Genomic DNA, 18,355 nt, shown 5'->3' with positions numbered 1-18,355 from the left:
TTTCGAGTCAAGCGACTCTGTTGCAAGTTCTGGCATTGCTGTGCGCCTTATTCGTTCTGAACAGCCCGGCGCGGGCTTGCACGGTATGCGTGACGCTGCCCGAGCATTCGCTGGCCGACCGTTTGATGATGGCGCAATTCGTGGTTCTGGCCGCACCGACAACAGACAACCCGTTCCGATACGTGCCCGTCGAGGTGTTGAAGGGCAACAGTAGAGACTTGGCGGTTTTGCCCGAAATCCCAATTTTGGTCGATAGCGTGACGCGGGCGGCGGTGCGAGCGGATCCGGATCGTTCGGTATTGATGATGTACGGCCCCGACAGTCGTGACCGGGCCGGGCGCGCTTTGGTGCATGGCTGGACCAAAGGCTTCTTGATGACGCCCGCGCGGAAAGACTTTGTGGCGTTGGTACTTGCACAGGGGCCGGGCTGGAGCATTGGTGGATCCGCCTCGGCTGAGCGGGTCGCATTTTTTGCAGGTTTTCTTCAGGATGATGATCGCCTGTTGCGCAATACCGCCCTGATTGAATTGCACCGCGCACCTTACGATATCGTGCGCGGGCATCGCGACAGCGCTTCTACCCGGCAGCTGTTGCATGACCTGCGCAATCTGAACCGAATTGCCTATGCACCTGCCTCCATTCGTATGCTGGGTTTGCAATCCGACGACGCGGCCTTGGCTGCTGTAAAGTCCGTCTATCCGGGCGCGTTGGAAACCGGTGGTCTCAACCTGCGGGATTGGGCGCTTGCGGCAATCGAGGTGGATGGCGCAGTCGCGCTTGTCGCGATCGCACAGTCGCTTCGTTCTCCTGCAGCGGCCAGTGAAGACGCACGAGCATTGGTTCGCGCCCTCGTCGATGCTGGCAACGCGTTGCCAGCACATCGCGCGGCCATCGTAGCAATCTTTGCCGAAGTTTTGGAAACAGACACCGAAAACGCGGCGCGTATTGCATTTGCTGTCCGCGATTGGGGCGACGAGACGCTGGTGCCTCGATTGCGCAAGCTGCTGTTTGATCCGGAAACCGATCCCGCCACGGCTTTTGCCCTGCGCGCGACTTTGCCAGCAGGCCAATGACACGCTTCACCTTTCGTTTCGCCAAAGGATTAACTCGGCTTAATGGGTCGGTCCGGAACCGTTAACGTAGGCCTCCTTTATCTAGTGTCAGTGCTGCATCGCAGCTCAGTTTTCGGGAGGACACGACAATGGCAACCGCACGAACAGAAAAGCTTCAATCCAGCCTGATTAGGGGCATATTCGCCAAATACACGGATGCCAGAGTTGAACAATCCCGCCGCCGTATCCTGGCAAAAACCGTGCGCGATCTCGAGCGGCTCAGCCATGATCGGCTGAAGGACATCGGTGTCGATAGAACCGAGATCAATCGCCGCGCATACCAGAGCGTTTATCGCAACGCACCATATCGGCAGTCGCGTTGACTGATGCCCAGCCCATGCAACCATCCGGGGAGGAAGGGAAAATGTTTGACCGCGTCATACCGACCAGCCGACATGAGCCGACCGCCAGCGCTTTGTTATTGTTTGACAGAGCCATGCGCATTCACGCGATCAAGGGCGATATCGTAAGTGCCGCTCAGCATTTGAGTACGTTGAGCGATCATCATCTGTCCGAGTTGGGGATCAACCGCAGCGATCTTGAGGAAACGATCGAGCGCTACATCTGACGCCCGAAGCGACGATCGGACAGTCTTGTCCAGCCGGAAAAAAGCCATTCCGGTGCGTCCGGAATGGCTTTTTGGTTGGTTCAGGCCAGGTGATCGACCACCTGCAGGTGCTGCGCCAGCCTGTCGATCTCGGCCATCCAGGCCTGGACCAGTTTCGGGTCGCTGGGGGCGGCGTGGACTCCAGCGGGGATGGCGCGGTTCAGCACCGCCTCGACCGCAAGCGAGACCGGGATTGAGACGAGGCGGGCCATGGCGCTGCCGCGCGCGTCGCCCCAGGCGTCCATCACGTAGGTCTTGTGCCAGACCGGCCTGCCGTCCTTCTCGGCCTTCAGGCCGACGCAGAGCACAACGCGGTCGGGCTCGCCCTCTTCATAGGCGTTCTTGGCCCAGAACTGGTCGGACATTTCCTTGAGCCGCGCTTCGCCCTCGGGGCCTTCCAGCGTTTCGATTTCGCGGAACACGTCCGACCACGCATCCGACCAGCCGTTCAGCCGAAGGGTGCCGCGGACGAATTCCTTTACCGGCCAGTGCTCCTCGAAATGGTACTGCTGCATGAAGGGGATCGAGTCGCGGTTCGGATAGACCTCGAAACTTTCGGGCGTAGGCAACGGCGCGACATAGGTGCTGATCGCGTCCCAGGGCCGGGCCACGTCCAGCGGAGCATAGTCGCGGATCGACCGCGAGGGCGAGCGCAGCGCCTTGAGCACGCCCAAGGGCGACCAGCTGAACTTGTAGCGGAACGGGTTGGGGTTCTTGGGGATGCCGCCGCAATAGGAAATGAAGCTCAGGTGATTTTCCGGGTCGAAGGCGTCGGAGGCGCGGTAATCGTAGACCAGCGCATGGGCCATCAGGTGGTCGATGCCCGGATCCAGCCCGACCTCATTGACCAGCGCGACGCCGGCCTCGCGAGCCTTGTCGTCCAGCGCGCGCATTTCGGGCGCGATGTAGGAGGACGAGACAAAATGCGCGCCCTTCTCGATCGCCAGTTCTGCCAGCGGCACGTGCCAGTCGCCCGGCAGCATCGAGACGATCACGTCACCCTTTTCCAGCACCGCGCCCAAGGCGTCGATGTCGAAAGCCCGGATGTCGTCGGTCAGGTCGCCGACCTCGGCGCGGGCCTTTTCGACGGTCCGGTTCCAGACGGTCACTTTGTGGCCGGCCTCGATCAGGCGTCGCAGGCCGGGAATGGCCGACAGGCCGGTGCCGCACCAATGAATCGTCATGGCTCAGATTCCCTTCATGTGAGTTTCGAATGTCGCCTTGGCCCGGCCCCAGACCCCGCTGTCGATGTCGGTCAGCGCAAGCAGCGAGGGCAGAAGCTGCGCGGCGTAGTCCTGCGAGCTTTCGACCGGCAGCATCGAGGGCAGGTTGTCGATGGCCATCACGTCCAGCACAGGGTCGGTGGCCACGCGCAGGGCGGGTTCTTCCCAAGTGGTGGCGCGGTCATAGACCGGGACCGGGTTGTAGTCGCTGTCGGGGTCGCAGGCCACGTCGCCGATGGCGGTCAGCTGGCGCGGGGCATTCAGCGCCTCGCGCGGGACGAAGACCGGGGTTCCGGGCCGCGCGAAGATGCAGTTGAGGAAGATGTCGTGTTCGAGGATTTCGGGGAACGGCCCGCCATGGGCGGTTTCCGCCATGTCCCATTTCGTCACCTCTACCCCCATTGCCTCGCACAGGTCGGACGCGCCGGTGCCGACCCTTCCCAGCGCGCCGATCACGATGGCGCGGGGGCGGGGCGCGCCGGTGGCGTCCAGCTCGGCCAGCAGCTCGGCGTTCAGCGCGTCCTTGCCGGAATAGACACCGACGAGGCCGCAGATCTCGCCGCGCTGCTGCGCCGCCCAGGTCTTAAGCGTCACCGCCGCGCCGGCATACCCGGCCCAATAGCCGAAGGCCGCGACGCGCCGCCCGGTCTCGTCCACGAGGTATTCCAGGTCATACAGCGTACCGCCGCCGGCCTTGAATCGCTCCAACAGCTTTCGGCCCGAATGCTGGCCCTTGAAGGCATGACCGAACATGATGTGGCGATGCGGCAGGGGCGTGCCGTCCTCGGGCAATTCCTTGAGGCCGAAGATGATCGCATCCAGCGGCGCCTCCGGCCAGGAGTTTTCCGGCGCAATCTCGCAGCCCGCCGCGCGGTAGCCGTCGATCGGGATGGCGCGGACATGGCTTTCCTCGACCGTCACGCGGATGCCGGCGTCGATCAGTTGCGCCGCACCCTCGGGCGTCAGCCCCACCCGTTCCTCGTTCGGGCGTTGTTCGGCCCGGACCCAGAGATGTGTCATCTGTTCTTCCTGTTATCCCAGCATCCCGGCGGCTCGAACCGCCCTGACGGATGCGCGCGCCTCCATAGCGTCACGAAACGCGACAATCTTGGGAAAGGCCGAAACATCGACCCCATCCCCCTCGAGCCAGCTGCACACCACGTAAAGATACGGGTCGGCAAGGCTGAACCTTTCGCCCAGCACGAACGGGCCGCGCAGGCCGTTCGTCTCGACATACTTGCAGGATGCGGTCATGGTCTGGGCCACCTTGGCCGCCATGTCCTTCCAGCTGGAATTCCTGTCGGCCCAGCGGTGTCCACGCATCTTGTGCGCATGGTTCACATGCATGGTCGAGGCCAGGTAATACATCACCTCACGCATCCGCGCCGCCTGCAGCGGGTCGTCGGGGACAAGCCCGGCCTCAGGGGCCTTGGCGGCGATGAATTCCAGCAGGGCGCCGGTTTCGGTCAGGATCCCGCCATCGACCACCAGCGCGGGCACGCGCCCCTTGGGGTTGATCTGCCTGTAGGCCGGCGTCGTCTGCTCGCCCGAGGCGAAGTCCACTCGGACCGGCTGATAGTCCAGCGCTGCCTCTTCCAAGGTGATGGCGGTCGCAACCGATATGGTGTTGGGCGCATAGTACAGCTGCATCGGCGGCTCCGTCGGGTTGGGCGGTTACAGATGCGTCTGGGCGAACTGCCGGTCGGGCGCTTCCAGATGCGGGACCGCGTTGAACAGAACGGGGCTCAGATCGGCCCCGATCGGGTGCAGACGATGCAACGACGTGTTCATGATGGCAAGGGCCACCCGCGCCATCGCCGGAATGTCCAGCCCCATCGCCTGCCGCACCACCATCGAGATCAACCCGCCCGAGGTCACCACGATGGCCGGCCCGTCCCCGGCGTGAATCTCTCGCAGGGCGTTCGAGACGCGGGTTTCGAACTGTTCGAAGGTTTCCGGCGCATCTTTGATATCGCCCCGCGCCCAGGCCTCGAAGGTCTGCGGCAGGTGCCGGACAAAGCCCTCGCGGTCGGTCGGGATCGCTACGCCGTGCTGTTCCTCGAACAGTTTGGCTAGGGTGAAATACTCGATTTCGTTCAGGCGCGGGTCACGGACCGGATCCGGCAAGCCCATGCTGGCCGCCGTTTCCAGGTGGCGGGTCAAGGTGCCGCAGAACACGCGCGGGTAATGCGCCCGCGTGTCTTGCAGATAGGCACCCAGCCACCGTGCCTGCTGATGGCCCAGCGGGCTGAGCTTGTCGTAGTTGACCTCATCGCGCGCGGCGGTGTTGGCCTGTCCGTGGCGAACCAATGTGATGTATGACATGTGCGTCCCTCTTGCTGCGAAGTCTTAGGGCAGGTTTCCGCAAGGGGCCAGAGGCGTTCGACCGGCAGGGCCGTAAATCTCGCGATCACGACACAGGCGGCCCGGATCAATTCGCGTGTTGCTTAACGGAAAAAAGTTTCCTATAGGAACATTGGCTGCCGTATGCGGCCGTATACCTCTTGTCTTGCATCGCGATTTGGGCCGCAATGACCGCCACCCGATTGACGCCACCGCTGATCCGGTCTCACCCGCAGGAATGGGGGTCATGCGTCGCGGTTATTGGGCTAGGATGGGGTCGAGTCGAGACCGCCTTCCCTTCCGGTGTGACACAGCCCCTGCGGTCTTATCCAAGGAAAGGTCATTGAAATGACAGACACGCTCCGCCGCACGCCGCTGCACGCTCTTCATGTCGAACTGGGTGGCAAGCTGGTTGACTTTGCAGGCTGGGAGATGCCCGTTCAGTATCCTTTGGGGATCATGGGCGAGCACAAGCAATGCCGCGAGAAGGCGGCGCTGTTTGACGTGAGCCACATGGGCCAGGTGATCCTGCGGGGTGAGAATGTGGGCGAGAAGCTCGAGGCATTGTGCCCGCAGGCTTTTGCGACACTGCCCGAGGGCAAGGCGCGCTATGGGTTCTTCACCAACGAAGACGGCGGGATCATGGACGACCTGATCGTGTCGAACGCGGGCGATCATTTCTTCGTGGTGGTGAACGCGGCGCTGCGCGATCAGGACATTCCGCACATGCGCGCGCATCTGGACGGGGTCGAGGTGACCGAGATCTTCGACCGCGCGCTGGTGGCTGTTCAAGGCCCCAGGGCCGAAGACGTGGTGGGTGCGCTGTTCCCGGCCGCCCGCGATCTGAAGTTCATGGAAACCACCGTGGCCCCGATCAACGGCGTCGAATGCCGGATCTCGCGGCTGGGCTACACGGGCGAGGACGGCTACGAGATCTCGATCCCCGAGGACAAGGCGATCGAGATCACCCGCGCCCTGCTGGCGCATGAGGATTGCGAGCCGGCGGGCCTGGGCGCGCGCGACAGCCTGCGGCTGGAGGCGGGGCTGTGCCTTTACGGCAGTGACATCGACCAGAGCACCTCGCCGATCGAGGCCAACCTGGCCTGGGCGATCCAGAAGCGGCGCAAGGAAGAGGGCGGCTTTCCCGGCGCGGCACGCATCCAGAAAGAGCTGGCCGCCGGCCCCACGCGCAAGCTGGTTGGGATCAAGCCCGACGGCCGCGCCCCGGCGCGACAGGGGGTCGAGGTGCAGGATCTTCAGGGCAACACGATCGGTCAGATCACCTCGGGCGGGTTCGGCCCGACCGTCGGCGGTCCGGTTGCGATGGGCTATGTCGCCGCTGGCCACACCGAGCCGGGCGAACAGGTGAGCCTGATCATCCGGGGCAAGGCGCAGCCGGCGCGGATCGTGGCGCTGCCCTTCGTCAAACAGAATTACAAGCGTTGAAGTCAGGAGAGAGACATCATGGCAACCTATTATTCCGAAGAACATGAATGGCTGACGGTCGAGGGCGATACGGCCACGCTGGGCATCACCAAGCACGCGGCCGAGCAGCTGGGCGAGGTGGTCTTCGTCGAGCAGCAGGAGGTGGGTGAAGAGTTCGAGAAGGACGGCGAGATCGGGGTGATCGAATCCGTCAAGGCGGCCTCCGAGATCTATGCCCCGGTCGATGGCGAGATCCTCGAGGTGAACGAAGCGCTGGCCGACAACCCGGGCGCGCTGAACGAGGATCCCGAGGGCGAAGCGTGGATCTACAAGATCAAGATCACCGATGCCGCGCAGCTGGAAGATCTGATGGACGAGGCCGCCTACAAGACGTTCATCGGGTAAACCCGACCGGAGTCCCGGCATGGGGCTCCATCGTTTTTCATATACCGCCGAATTTGGGCTCCGCCCTTCATCTGGCAAGCAATATCCCCGCCGGAGGCTCCCGCAGTCTCCGCCGGGCCTGACCTATCCATGGGAGCGCTGCAATGGCCTTCAAACTGACCGACTACGAAGCCTATGACTTTGCCAACCGCCGCCATATCGGTCCCAGCCCGACCGAGATGCGCGACATGCTCAAGGTAATCGGCTTCAAGACGCTGGACGATCTGATCGACGCCACCGTCCCCCCGGCGATCCGGCAGAAAGACCCGCTGGACTGGGGTCCGGCGATGACGGAACGCGACGCGCTCTATCACATGAAAAAAGTGGCGGGTAAGAACAAGGTTCTGACCTCGCTGATCGGTCAGGGCTATTACGGCACCACCACGCCTGCGCCGATCCTGCGCAACATCCTGGAAAACCCGGCCTGGTACACCGCTTATACGCCCTATCAGCCCGAGATCAGCCAGGGCCGGCTCGAGGCGCTGTTGAACTTCCAGACCATGGTCAGCGACCTGACCGGGCTGGACGTGGCCAACGCCTCGCTGTTGGACGAGGCGACCGCAGCGGCCGAGGCGATGGCGATGGCCAAGCGCGGGGGCCGGTCCAAGGCCAACAACGCGGCCTTCTTCGTTGACCGTAACTGCCACCCGCAGACCATCGCGGTGATCAAGACCCGGGCCGAGCCCCTGGGCATCGACGTCAAGGTAGCCGATCCCGACGAACTGGATCCCGGCGCGGTCTTTGGCGCGATCTTCCAGTATCCGGGCACCTATGGCCACGTGCGCGACTTCACCAAGGAGATTGCGGCGCTGCATGAACACAACGCGATCGCCATCGTCGCCGCCGACATCCTGTCGCTGGCGCTGCTGAAATCCCCGGGTGAAATGGGCGCCGATATCGCCGTGGGCTCGACCCAGCGCTTCGGCGTGCCGATGGGCTATGGCGGCCCGCACGCCGCCTACATGGCCACCACCGACAAACTCAAGCGGGCGATGCCGGGTCGGATCATCGGCGTCAGCATCGATAGCCGCGGCAACAAGGCCTATCGCCTGGCGCTGCAGACCCGCGAACAGCACATCCGCCGCGAGAAGGCCAATTCGAACGTCTGCACCGCGCAGGCGCTGCTGGCGGTGATCGCCTCGATGTATGCCGTGTACCACGGCCCCGACGGGATCAAGGCGATCGCGCAGTCGGTGCACCGCAAGACCTCGCGCCTCGCGGCCGGGCTGGAAGAGCACGGCTTCAAGGTCGAACCCGAGGTGTTCTTCGACACCATTACCGTCGAGGTCGGCCCGCTGCAGAAGACCGTCATGGAGGCGGCCGTGGCGCGCGGCGTCAACCTCCGCAAAGTGGGCGAGACCCGCGTCGGCATCAGCCTCGACGAACAGACCCGGTCCGAGACGATCGAGGCCGTCTGGGGTGCCTTCGGCATCGACAAGAAGGACGACAGCTCGAACAAGCAGTACCGCCTGCCGGACTATGCGCTGCGCGAGACGCCCTACCTGACCCACCCGATCTTTCACAAGAACCGGGCCGAGGCCGAGATGACCCGCTACATGCGCCGTCTGGCCGACCGCGACCTGGCGCTGGACCGGGCGATGATCCCGCTGGGCAGCTGCACCATGAAGCTGAACGCGACGATCGAGATGATCCCGGTCACTTGGCCCGAGTTCGCCAATATGCACCCGTTCGTTCCGGAAGATCAGGCGCAGGGCTATCACGAGATGATCGCCGATCTGAACGACAAGCTGTGCCAGATCACCGGCTATGACGCGATCAGCCAGCAGCCCAACTCGGGCGCGCAGGGCGAATATGCGGGCCTGCTGACGATCCGCAACTATCACATCGCCAACGGGCAGGGGCACCGCAATGTCTGCCTGATCCCGACCTCGGCGCATGGCACCAACCCGGCCTCGGCACAGATGGTCGGCTGGCAGGTGGTGCCGGTGAAGGCGGACGCGAAGGGCAACATCGACCTGACCGACTTCCGCGAGAAGGCCGAGAAGCACTCGGAAAACCTGGCCGGCTGCATGATCACCTATCCCTCGACCCACGGCGTGTTCGAGGAAACCGTTCAGGAAGTCTGCCAGATCACCCATGACCACGGCGGGCAGGTCTATATCGACGGGGCCAACATGAACGCCATGGTGGGCCTGTCGCGACCCGGGGACATCGGCGGCGACGTCAGTCACCTGAACCTGCACAAGACCTTCTGCATCCCGCATGGCGGCGGCGGCCCCGGCATGGGCCCGATCGGGGTCAAGGCGCATCTGGAGCCCTACCTGCCGGGCCACCCGGAATACGGCACCGCCGTGGGGCCGGTCTCGGCGGCGCCCTTCGGGTCTCCGTCAATCCTGCCGGTCAGCTGGGCCTATGTGCTGCTGATGGGCGGCGCGGGTCTGACCCAGGCGACCAAGGTTGCGATCCTGAACGCCAACTACATCGCCGCGCGTCTGCAGGAGGCCTATCCGATCCTTTACACCTCCGAGTCCGGCCGGGTGGCGCATGAATGCATCCTCGACACCCGCCCGCTGGCCGAGGCCGGCAACATCACTGTCGATGACGTGGCCAAGCGCCTGATCGACAGCGGCTTCCACGCGCCGACCATGTCCTGGCCGGTGGCCGGCACGCTGATGGTCGAACCGACGGAATCGGAACCCAAGGACGAGCTGGACCGCTTCTGCGACGCCATGCTGTCGATCCGCGCCGAGGCGCAGGACGTGATCGACGGCAAGATCGACCCCGAGAACAACCCGCTGAAGAACGCCCCCCACACGGTGCGCGACCTAGTGGGCGAGTGGGACCGACCCTACACCCGCGAACAGGCCTGCTTCCCGCCGGGATCGATGGGCGTCGACAAATACTGGTCGCCTGTCAACCGTGTCGACAACGCGTACGGGGACCGGAACCTTGTCTGCACATGCCCGCCCATGGAAGCGTACGAGGAAGCCGCCGAATAAAAAAACCTGAAACCCCCGCCCGATCCGGCGGGGGTTTTTCCTAGGGCTTGAAGTCCGCGGGCACGCCAAAGGGCGGCGCGTCCACGCTCATCCCGGTCAGGGCGTGCAGGAACACCACCAGTTGCGCGATCTCATCGTCGCTCAGAGCAACTGGCGTGATGTCGACCTTGGCGCGTTGGCGCGCCATCTCGAACCGGTCCTGCCAGACGATGAAATCGGTCTGTTCCAGCCACGGCGCCTTGGGCAGCGCGGCCTGATCGGTTGTCCAGCGCGACAGGCTGGTTGCCGGGTTCAGGTGATGGCGGATGATCCCTTCGAGGTCGGGAAAGGCGCCGTTGTGGCCATAGGGTGCGGTCAGCGCCACGTTGCGCAGCATGGGCGTGCGGAACCGATAGGCGTCCTCCAGCCGGTCGCTTTCGCCCATGCGGCCCACGTCGCGGGCATAGGCGTCCCATTGCCGGGTGCGGCCCGGGCCGAATGGCGGCAGGGCCAGCGCGTGGAATTTCTGATCCGACAGCAGCGGCCCCGAATGGCAGGTGGCGCACCGCGCCTTGCCGTAGAACAGCCGCATCCCGGCCTTCTGATCGGGGGTCAGGGCGGTCTCGTCTCCGGCCAGGTACTGGTCGAACGGGCTGTCGGTGCTGCGCCATTCGATGGCCATGAAAGCGGCCAGAGCGTTGGCGACATGGGTGATGGTTATGTCCTCGGTGCTGTCCACGTCGTCAAAGGCGGCCACCATCGCCGGGCCGTATTTGGGGTCGGTCCGCACCCGCTTGGCCAGAATCGGCCAGCCCTTGTCGATCCGGTCATGCACGGCGCCGGTGACCTCGTTCTCGGCCACGTTCCCGGCCATTTCGAACTGAGCGGTCAGCGGAAACAGCGCCTGCGCGGCCAGCAGCGAGTTCAGCCCTTCGGGCAGCCATTCCTGCGCGGGCGAGTTGAACCCGTTGCCATAGACGTCCGACAGGCTGAGCCGCCCGTCATGGAACATCGTGTGGATGTCGCGCGCGCCCAAGTTCCATAGGCCCGGCGCGTTGCGCGGGATGCGTTTGCGGATGCGGTCCGCCCCGGTGCCGGGTGTGCGGTCGGGGCCAAGACCCTCGCCGCCCTCGCCGATGCCAAGCGACAGGCCATCGGAGGTGCCGAAATCGGGGTGGTGGCAATGGGCGCAGCTGATGTTGCGGTTGCCCGACAGGATCGGGTCATAAAATAGCTGGTGACCGATCGCGGCCTGTTCCCTATCAAAGAACAGAAAGTCGTCATCGGTCAGTGGCGCGGGCAGGTCCTGCGCCCAGGCCGCCCCGCACAACAGGAGACCCACCGCACCATGCGCCAGCTTGTGCTTGCCCTTTGTCTTGCCGCCACGCCCGTTTGGGCCGAACTGGAACAGGCCCGCGACCTGATGGAGGCGGGCAAGTTTGCCGCCGCGCGCGAACAGCTTCTGCCGGCGGCCCGGTCGGGCAACGCCGAGGCCGAGGAGCTGATCGGCGTGATGTACGGCCTTGGCCTTGGGGTTAAGCAGGACTACGAGCGCGCGTTCGAATGGTATCTGCGTGCCTCGATGAAGGGGCATCCGGGCGCGCAATCGGGTGTCGGATGGTATTACGAGCTGGGCCTGGGCCTGCCTGCGCCCGATCTGGTGCGGGCCTACATGTGGTATACGCTCAGCGCCATCGGCGGCGACCCCGATGCGGCGATCAGCCTGGAAGAGGTGGTCAAAAAGATGACGCCCGAACAGATCGAAAAGGCCCATGTGCTGGTCAATGACTACAAGGGGTGGATGTACCCCTTTCGGTAAGGGCGGGCCGGGATGATGCGACACCCCGGCCCGAACCGCATCAGTTCAGGTCGGCGGCGCGTTCCGCGTTGATCTCGGCCTCGGCCTCGGTCACGGCAGCGGTCAGCGCGGCATAGATCTCGTCCCCGCGCGCGACGTTCTGCTGGAACCAGTCATAGACCGGGGTCGCGGCCTGCTTGAACGCCTCTTTTTCTTCGGGGGTCGGCACGTACAGGTCGCCGCCACCGGCCACGAAATCCTCGTAGGCCTGGATCGACTTGCGCTTGGGCGAGGCAAAGGTGGCCTGCTGCAGCGCATAGAACCCATCGACGACGACACGGCGCAGGTCTTCGGGCATTTCCTGGAACTTGGCGTTGTTCATCCACCACAGCGCGCCCATATAGGCGTGCCCGTCCAGCGTGACATATTGCAGGCCGGCATCGGGGAATTTCATGCCCATGATGTCGGTGATGCCGTTCTTCGAGCCGTCAACCACACCGGTCTGGAAGCTGGTGAACAGTTCCGGCCACGGGATAGGGGTGGGCGAGGCGCCCAGGGCCTTGACCAGTTCCTGCGGCAGGTCTGCGACCACGGTGCGGATCTTCAGCCCGTCCATGTCGGACGGCTGGGTCACGCGGCGCTTGGTGTTGGCGAAGTTGCGCCAGCCGCCGGTGTTGCCGATGGTCATCAGGCGGATCGCGCCGCCCGAATCTTCCAGCGCCATTTCGCGCATCTTGCGGGTGAAATCACCCGACAGTACCCGCTCGGCGATGCGGTCGTCGGCCATCAGATAGGGCAGGTCCAGAACCTGCACGTAAGGGAAGATGCCCGAGGCCCCGCCCGAGGTCGAGATGTAGATGTCGATGGTGCCGTCGGCCACGCCCTGCAGGCATTCGGCGCCGTTCGAGCACAGCTGCGTGCCGATGAACAGTTCGACCTCGATCGCGCCGTTCGAGGCGTTCTCGACGAAGTTCTTGAACACGACCAGGCCGTCATAGTCCTCGTCGTTTTCGTTCGAGTTGGCAGTAGCGCGCAGCGTGTAGTCGGCCGCCGAGGCCGCCAGCGCCGAGGCCGCCACCAGCGACGTGGCCAGTGCTGCGGTTTTGAAGAATGTTCTGAGCATGCGTTTCCTCCCTGTGGTACTCAGTCTAGTTTGCAAATCCCGTCAAACGCGGGATCGTCATGGATATTGCGGGGACATAGGTGATCAGGAAGATCACTGCGATTTCGACGGCCAGGAACGGCAGGATCGCCTTGGCGATGGTTTCCACCCGTTCGCGTGACACGGCGGCGGCCACGAACAGCACCAGCCCCATGGGCGGCGTGGCCAGGCCAACGGTCAGGTTGACGCTCATGATGATGGCGAAATGGATCGGGTCGACGCCCAGGCTGGTGAAGATCGGGCCCAGGATCGGACCCAGGATGATGATCGCCGGGCCTGCATCTAGGAACATGCCCACGACGAACAGCAGCAGGTTGATCAGGAACAGCAGGATCAGCGGGTTTTCCGACAGTCCGAGGATCAGCGCGGCCAGTTGCTCGGGCGCGTGGCTGAGGCTGACCACGGTCTTGAACGCCATCGCCGCCCCCACCAACAGCAGCACCACGGCCGAGGTCATGCCCGCATTGCTGAGGACTTCGGGCACCTCTTTCAAGGTCAGCGTGCGCAGCACGAAAAACCCGATGATGAAGGCATAACCCACGGCAACGGCGGCGGCCTCGGTCGGGGTGAAGATGCCGCCCAGGATGCCGCCCAGGATGATCACCGGCGTCATCAGCGGGAAAAACGCCTTGAGGCTGGCCTGACCGCGTTCGGGCCAGGTGTATTTGCGGCTGGCCACCGGGAAATCATAGCGGTTGGCCATGACCTTGATCATCAGCATCAGGCCGATGCCCACCATGACGCCCGGCACGATGCCGGCCAGAAACAGGGCCGCGACGCTTTCGCCCATGACATAGGCATAGATGATCATGATCCCCGAGGGCGGGATGATCGGTCCGATGACCGAACTGGCTGCGGTGATCGCTGCGGCAAACTTGCGGGTATAGCCCTGCTTCTCCATCGCCGGGATCAGCATCGATCCTAGCGCCGAGGTATCGGCCACCGCAGAGCCCGACAGCCCCGCGAACAGGATCGAGCTGAGCACATTCACATGCGCCAGCCCGCCGCGCAAGTGCCCCATCAGGGCCTGGCTGAACTCGACCAGACGGATGGTGATGCCGCCGCGGTTCATCAGCTCTCCGGCCAGCATGAAGAAGGGGATGGCCATCAACGGAAAGCTGTCCATCCCGTTGTAGACGTTGCGATACAGCAGTGTGATGTCGTTGGTCTGGCCGTTCAGCCACAGCAGCAGGCCGGGCGCGGCCAGCAGCGCGAAAAAGACCGGCAGGCCGATCAGCAGAAACACCAGAAAGACGGGCAGGAACCAGACCAGCATCTATTCGGCCCCCACGGCGGCTTCGGGGATCTCGGGCAGCAGGTCACCGCCGCCAAGCATGGTGATGATCGAGCGCAGGATCAGTTCGATGTTGACCGACAGCAGCAGGATCACACCCACCAGAAGGGATGCCATCATCCAGCTGCGCGGGATCCGGTACCATTCGTCAAAGCCCAACGAGGTGGGCAGGTACAGCGCGGCGGTGGCGAAACGCCCGCCAAAGCCCGTGACCTCGGACCAGCCGATGCGCACGGCGACCACCAGAACCGTCAGGCTGAGCAGCAGCAGAAACAGGTTCAGCAACTGGCCGGGTACGCGCGGCAGAAAGCGGACCAGCATGTCGATGGCCACGAACCCGCCGCGCCGGAAGGCGGTGGGTGCCATCAGGCCGGTCATCCACAACATGCAGAACCGCGCCGCCTCGTCAGGCCAGGGCAGGGCGTTGCCCAGAACGTATCGGAAGAACACCTGGATCAGGATCGCGATCACCATGAGGGCGATCGCAACGACGCCAACCGCGCGGCCCAGACGCAGCGCGGTTTCGTTCACGAATGCAATCGGCGCAAGCACCGATGTCAATCCGCCCATGCGGATCCTCCCTGTTCAGGCCGCGGGTTTGGCCCGCGACCGTGTCCCGCGCTTATTGGTGCGCGAATTGGCCGAGCTTGCCGGCGTAAAAGGTCAGCGCGTCTCCGTCCGCCATGCTGGCCCGCAAGACCTTGCCCACCACGATAACGTGATCGCCCGCATCGTGATACGCATGTTGTTCACATTCGAACCGCGCCAGGCATCCGCGCAGCAGCGGCGTACCGTTTTCGCAGCGGTCGTGGTCGATGTCGCGCAGGGCAAAGGCGTCTTTCGAGCAGCCAAAGCACAGCTCGGCCTGGTCGGCCGACAGCACGTGAATGCTGAAATGCCGGGCCGCGCGGAAATAGGGGAACCGGCGCGAATTCCGGTCTCCGGCCCACATCACCAAAGGCGGGTCCAGCGACAGCGAGGAAAAGCTGTTGGCCGTGATGCAGACCGGCCCGTCGGGGCTGTCGCAGGTCACGACGGTGACGCCGGTGGCGAACCGGCCGAAAGCGTCCCGCAGGGTGCGGGTGTCGTCCTTGTGCGGAATGAAGGTGCGCGCCATGTCGTTCGAAAATGCGTTCATCATGGTACCTCATGCCCCAGCGCCGCCTCGTAGAGGCGGAACCAGGTTTCACGATCCAGATTGACTTTCAGGGCGTCCGAGATGCGCTTGATGCGGTCCAGGCTGTTGGTGCCCAGAACCGGCAGGATGCCGGCCGGATGGGCCAGCAGGAAGGCCACGGCCACCGCGGCACGGTCGACGCCGAACTGCGCGCCGATCTCATCCGCGACAACGCCAACCGGAGGATTGCCCGCCATCAGCGCTCCGCCGCCCAGCGGCGACCACGCCATCACCGGGTGGCCGTGCTGCTGGTGAAACGCCAGATCGCCATTGGTGAACGGGGCGATCGCGCCCAGAGAAATCTCGATCTGGTTGGTCGCCAGCGGGGTCTTCATGGCCGATTGCAGCAGCTGCCAGTCCCAGGGGCGGAAATTCGACACGCCCACCGCGCGGACCTTGCCGCTAGCCACGACCTCATCCAGCGCAGCGCCGGTTTCATGGTGGTCCATGAACGGGTCGGGGCGGTGGATCAGCAGCAGGTCGATATGGTCGATCGCCATTTCCCGCAGCGAGGTGTCGACCGATTTCAGGATGTGCGCGCGCGAGGTGTCATAGTATTTCACCTTGGCATCCGCATAGCGCCCGCAGGGGGCGACGATGTCGCATTTGGTGACGATCTCCATCCGATCCCGCAGGCCGGGATTGGCGCGCAGGGCGCTGCCCAGAATCGCCTCGGCGCCATAGTCGCCATAGATGTCGGCCTGATCGAAACTGGTGATGCCCTGATCCAGACAGGCGTGGATCTTGGCCGCCACATGCGCGGCCGAGGTATCGCTGTCATCGCCCAGCCGCCACATGCCATAGACGAGGCGGCTCAGCTCCAGGGTGTCAGAAAGCTTGATACGTTGCATCAACGACGAACTCCGTTGCCCAGCGGCGTCGCCGGGGTGTCAGCAGGGACCCTTCCATAGGCTTCGGGAAGGGAGCAGGTTTTCAGATGTGGCATCACACGGGTGCCGAAATGGCGGGCCTCGTCCATATGCGGATAGCCCGAGAAGATGAAGGCGCGGATGCCCATCTTCTGATACTCTTCGATCTTCGACAGCACCTGGTCTGTCGACCCCACCAGCGCCGCGCCGCAGCCTGACCGCGCCCGGCCGACGCCCGTCCACAGGCCCGGCTCGACATAGCCGTATTTGTCCGCCAGCTCGCGGTTCCTGGCCTGATGCGAAACACCTAATGAGGTGGCGTCCAGCGCCCGTTCGCGGATTGCGCGGCCGTATTCGTCATCCAGTTTCGACACGATATAATCGGCATATTCCTTGGCCTCGGCCTCGGTGTCGCGCACGATCATGTGTACCCGCAGGCCATAGTCCAGCGTGCGGCCATATTCGTCGGCCACCGCGTGTACGGCCTTCATCCGCTCGGCCAACTGGTCCTTGGTTTCGGGCCACATCAGATAGACGTCGCAATGCTGGCCGCACAGCTTCAGCGCATCGGGCGAATAGCCCCCGAAATACAGCAGCGGCCCGCCGATCTGATAGGGTTTGGCCGGATCGGTCGTCAGGCCCGAGAAATTGTAGACCTGACCCTGATAATTGATCTCATCCTGCGTCCAGGCCTGTTTCAAAATCTCGACCACCTCGCGCGAGCGCTGGTAGCGATAGCTGCTCTCGGCCTTTTCGCCCGGAAAATCCGACGAGATGATGTTGACCGTCAGCCGCCCCTTCAGCATGTGATCCAGCGTCGCGATCGTGCGTGCCAGCATGATCGGCTGCATCTCGCCGCAGCGCACGGCGGCCAAAAGGTTGATCTTTTCTGTGATCGGGGCGCAGCCGGCCACGAAACTCAGCGTGTCCTGCCCCACCTGATACGAGGACGGGCACAGGATGTTGCGGAAGCCCTGCGCCTCGGCCTCTTTCACGATGCCCGAGCAATGTTCCCAGCTGGAGCGCAGATCGCCGTCGGGCACACCGAGAAACTGATAATCGTCCGAGCACAGCGCCGCGAACCACGAAACCTCGGCCGCATCCAGATCGGGGGATGTGATGGGGACGATCGTCATCTGATTCTCTCTCCTGCCGGGCTCAACTTTTCTCTTGCGTAGCAACCACATTGATGTAGATCAATAGTGTATCAATTTTTTCTGCGACCAAGTGAAGCGCCCGCGTGCCCCCATCCACCAGAAACCCCAACGCCCTGCCGATCTATGTGCAGATCGCCGAGCTGCTGATCCGCGACATCGCCGCCGGCCGGCTGATCGACGGCGAGCGTCTGCCGCCCGAGCGGGACATGGCGGCGCAGCTGAACGTCTCGGTCGGAACGCTGCGAAAATCGCTCGCCGAGCTGGAAAAAAAGGGGATGCTCGAGCGGATCCAGGGCTCGGGCAACTATGTGCGCGAGACCGGGGCCCAGAACAGCGTCTATGCCATGTTCCGGCTGGAACTGCCCGAGGGCGGCGGCCTGCCGCGCGCCGACATCCTGTCGGTCGATCACCTGGACAAGCCCGCCGACCTGCCCGATTTCGGCACCTCGCGGCGCGGGTCGCGCGTGCGGCGGATGCGCTATCTGAATGACACAATCATCGCGGTCGAGGAGATCTGGCTGGACGAATCAGCCGGTCTGATCGACCGGCGGCTGCTGTCGGACTCGCTCTATCGCTATTACCAGCAGCAGCTTGGGTTCTGGATCACCCGCGCCGAGGATCGGGTTTCGGTCGGGCGGCTGCCCGACTGGACCCCTGCGAACTTCACCCGGCCGGCGGGCGAGACCGTCGGTTACATCGAGCGGTTCAGCTGGTCGGAACGGCCTGAACCCGTCGAGTTTTCGAAAACCTGGTTCGACCCGGACCGGGCAACTTACGTCCAACGACTGAAATGACGAGGAAACGC

General features: G+C 63.9%; 19 protein-coding genes. 8 read left to right on the top strand and 11 right to left on the bottom strand.

Annotated elements, in window-relative coordinates; genetic code table 11:
* Positions 1-89 precede the first annotated feature (89 nt).
* The 3 genes from AC2FNS_RS02875 (at position 90) to AC2FNS_RS02865 (ending at position 1,680) form a co-directional block, all read left to right on the top strand.
* Positions 90-1,073, top strand: coding sequence for a hypothetical protein (locus AC2FNS_RS02875; RefSeq protein WP_496803769.1), 984 nt, complete (start codon positions 90-92; stop codon positions 1,071-1,073).
* A 128-nt stretch (positions 1,074-1,201) separates the two neighbouring features.
* The gene (locus tag AC2FNS_RS02870) at positions 1,202-1,435 is read left to right on the top strand and encodes a hypothetical protein (protein WP_496710815.1); all 234 of its coding nucleotides are present in this window, start codon (positions 1,202-1,204) and stop codon (positions 1,433-1,435) included.
* Positions 1,436-1,476: 41 nt separating this feature from the next.
* Positions 1,477-1,680: a hypothetical protein gene (locus AC2FNS_RS02865; protein WP_496710814.1), complete on the top strand. Its 204-nt coding sequence runs from the start codon at positions 1,477-1,479 to the stop codon at positions 1,678-1,680.
* Positions 1,681-1,760: 80 nt separating this feature from the next.
* Here the strand turns inward: AC2FNS_RS02865 and AC2FNS_RS02860 are convergent, their stop codons facing one another.
* From AC2FNS_RS02860 to AC2FNS_RS02845, 4 genes are read right to left on the bottom strand one after another with little or no spacing between them, the layout of a single operon-like run.
* A complete protein-coding gene (locus AC2FNS_RS02860) occupies positions 1,761-2,903 on the bottom strand; it encodes a saccharopine dehydrogenase family protein (RefSeq protein WP_496710813.1) in 1,143 nt (380 codons plus the stop codon).
* A 3-nt stretch (positions 2,904-2,906) separates the two neighbouring features.
* Entirely contained in the window at positions 2,907-3,962 is a 1,056-nt protein-coding gene (locus AC2FNS_RS02855; protein ID WP_496710812.1) for a saccharopine dehydrogenase, read from the bottom strand.
* Positions 3,963-3,974: 12 nt separating this feature from the next.
* A complete protein-coding gene (locus tag AC2FNS_RS02850) occupies positions 3,975-4,592 on the bottom strand; it encodes a glutathione S-transferase family protein (protein ID WP_496710811.1) in 618 nt (205 codons plus the stop codon).
* A gap of 24 nt (positions 4,593-4,616) precedes the next feature.
* Positions 4,617-5,267 (bottom strand): histidine phosphatase family protein, encoded by a 651-nt coding sequence (locus AC2FNS_RS02845; RefSeq protein WP_496710810.1) that lies wholly within the window; start codon positions 5,265-5,267, stop codon positions 4,617-4,619.
* 366 nt (positions 5,268-5,633) lie between these two features.
* Here AC2FNS_RS02845 and gcvT point away from each other — a divergent pair, with 366 nt between their 5' ends.
* The 3 genes from gcvT (at position 5,634) to gcvP (ending at position 10,114) form a co-directional block, all read left to right on the top strand.
* On the top strand, positions 5,634-6,731 hold the full coding sequence (gene gcvT, locus AC2FNS_RS02840; protein ID WP_496797638.1) for a glycine cleavage system aminomethyltransferase GcvT: 1,098 nt from the start codon (positions 5,634-5,636) through the stop codon (positions 6,729-6,731).
* An 18-nt stretch (positions 6,732-6,749) separates the two neighbouring features.
* The gene (gene gcvH, locus AC2FNS_RS02835; protein ID WP_496680648.1) at positions 6,750-7,115 is read left to right on the top strand and encodes a glycine cleavage system protein GcvH; all 366 of its coding nucleotides are present in this window, start codon (positions 6,750-6,752) and stop codon (positions 7,113-7,115) included.
* A 143-nt stretch (positions 7,116-7,258) separates the two neighbouring features.
* Complete coding sequence (gene gcvP, locus AC2FNS_RS02830) at positions 7,259-10,114, top strand: aminomethyl-transferring glycine dehydrogenase (protein WP_496680650.1); 2,856 nt, start codon at positions 7,259-7,261, stop codon at positions 10,112-10,114.
* A 40-nt stretch (positions 10,115-10,154) separates the two neighbouring features.
* Here the strand turns inward: gcvP and AC2FNS_RS02825 are convergent, their stop codons facing one another.
* Positions 10,155-11,435 (bottom strand): cytochrome-c peroxidase, encoded by a 1,281-nt coding sequence (locus tag AC2FNS_RS02825; protein WP_496710807.1) that lies wholly within the window; start codon positions 11,433-11,435, stop codon positions 10,155-10,157.
* Between the two features lie 6 nt (positions 11,436-11,441).
* Here AC2FNS_RS02825 and AC2FNS_RS02820 point away from each other — a divergent pair, with 6 nt between their 5' ends.
* Complete coding sequence (locus AC2FNS_RS02820) at positions 11,442-11,912, top strand: tetratricopeptide repeat protein (RefSeq protein WP_496680654.1); 471 nt, start codon at positions 11,442-11,444, stop codon at positions 11,910-11,912.
* 40 nt (positions 11,913-11,952) lie between these two features.
* Here the strand turns inward: AC2FNS_RS02820 and AC2FNS_RS02815 are convergent, their stop codons facing one another.
* From AC2FNS_RS02815 to AC2FNS_RS02790, 6 genes are read right to left on the bottom strand one after another with little or no spacing between them, the layout of a single operon-like run.
* Positions 11,953-13,014 (bottom strand): TRAP transporter substrate-binding protein, encoded by a 1,062-nt coding sequence (locus AC2FNS_RS02815; RefSeq protein WP_496710806.1) that lies wholly within the window; start codon positions 13,012-13,014, stop codon positions 11,953-11,955.
* A 25-nt stretch (positions 13,015-13,039) separates the two neighbouring features.
* Positions 13,040-14,329: a TRAP transporter large permease gene (locus AC2FNS_RS02810; protein ID WP_093964183.1), complete on the bottom strand. Its 1,290-nt coding sequence runs from the start codon at positions 14,327-14,329 to the stop codon at positions 13,040-13,042.
* A complete protein-coding gene (locus AC2FNS_RS02805; RefSeq protein WP_496710805.1) occupies positions 14,330-14,917 on the bottom strand; it encodes a TRAP transporter small permease in 588 nt (195 codons plus the stop codon).
* 52 nt (positions 14,918-14,969) lie between these two features.
* Positions 14,970-15,485, bottom strand: coding sequence for a flavin reductase family protein (locus AC2FNS_RS02800; RefSeq protein WP_496688554.1), 516 nt, complete (start codon positions 15,483-15,485; stop codon positions 14,970-14,972).
* Positions 15,485-16,375 (bottom strand): aldo/keto reductase, encoded by an 891-nt coding sequence (locus tag AC2FNS_RS02795; RefSeq protein WP_496710804.1) that lies wholly within the window; start codon positions 16,373-16,375, stop codon positions 15,485-15,487. The genes AC2FNS_RS02800 and AC2FNS_RS02795 overlap by 1 nt, the downstream gene beginning before the upstream one ends.
* Positions 16,375-17,529 (bottom strand): LLM class flavin-dependent oxidoreductase, encoded by a 1,155-nt coding sequence (locus tag AC2FNS_RS02790; RefSeq protein WP_496710803.1) that lies wholly within the window; start codon positions 17,527-17,529, stop codon positions 16,375-16,377. The genes AC2FNS_RS02795 and AC2FNS_RS02790 overlap by 1 nt, the downstream gene beginning before the upstream one ends.
* Before the next feature lie 104 nt (positions 17,530-17,633).
* Between AC2FNS_RS02790 and AC2FNS_RS02785 the strand changes: the two genes are divergently transcribed.
* Positions 17,634-18,344, top strand: coding sequence for a GntR family transcriptional regulator (locus AC2FNS_RS02785; protein WP_496688560.1), 711 nt, complete (start codon positions 17,634-17,636; stop codon positions 18,342-18,344).
* Positions 18,345-18,355 lie beyond the last annotated feature (11 nt).

Source organism: Ruegeria sp. BHSA191 (assembly GCF_059613325.1).
This window is presented reverse-complemented; position numbering and strand designations above follow the sequence as displayed.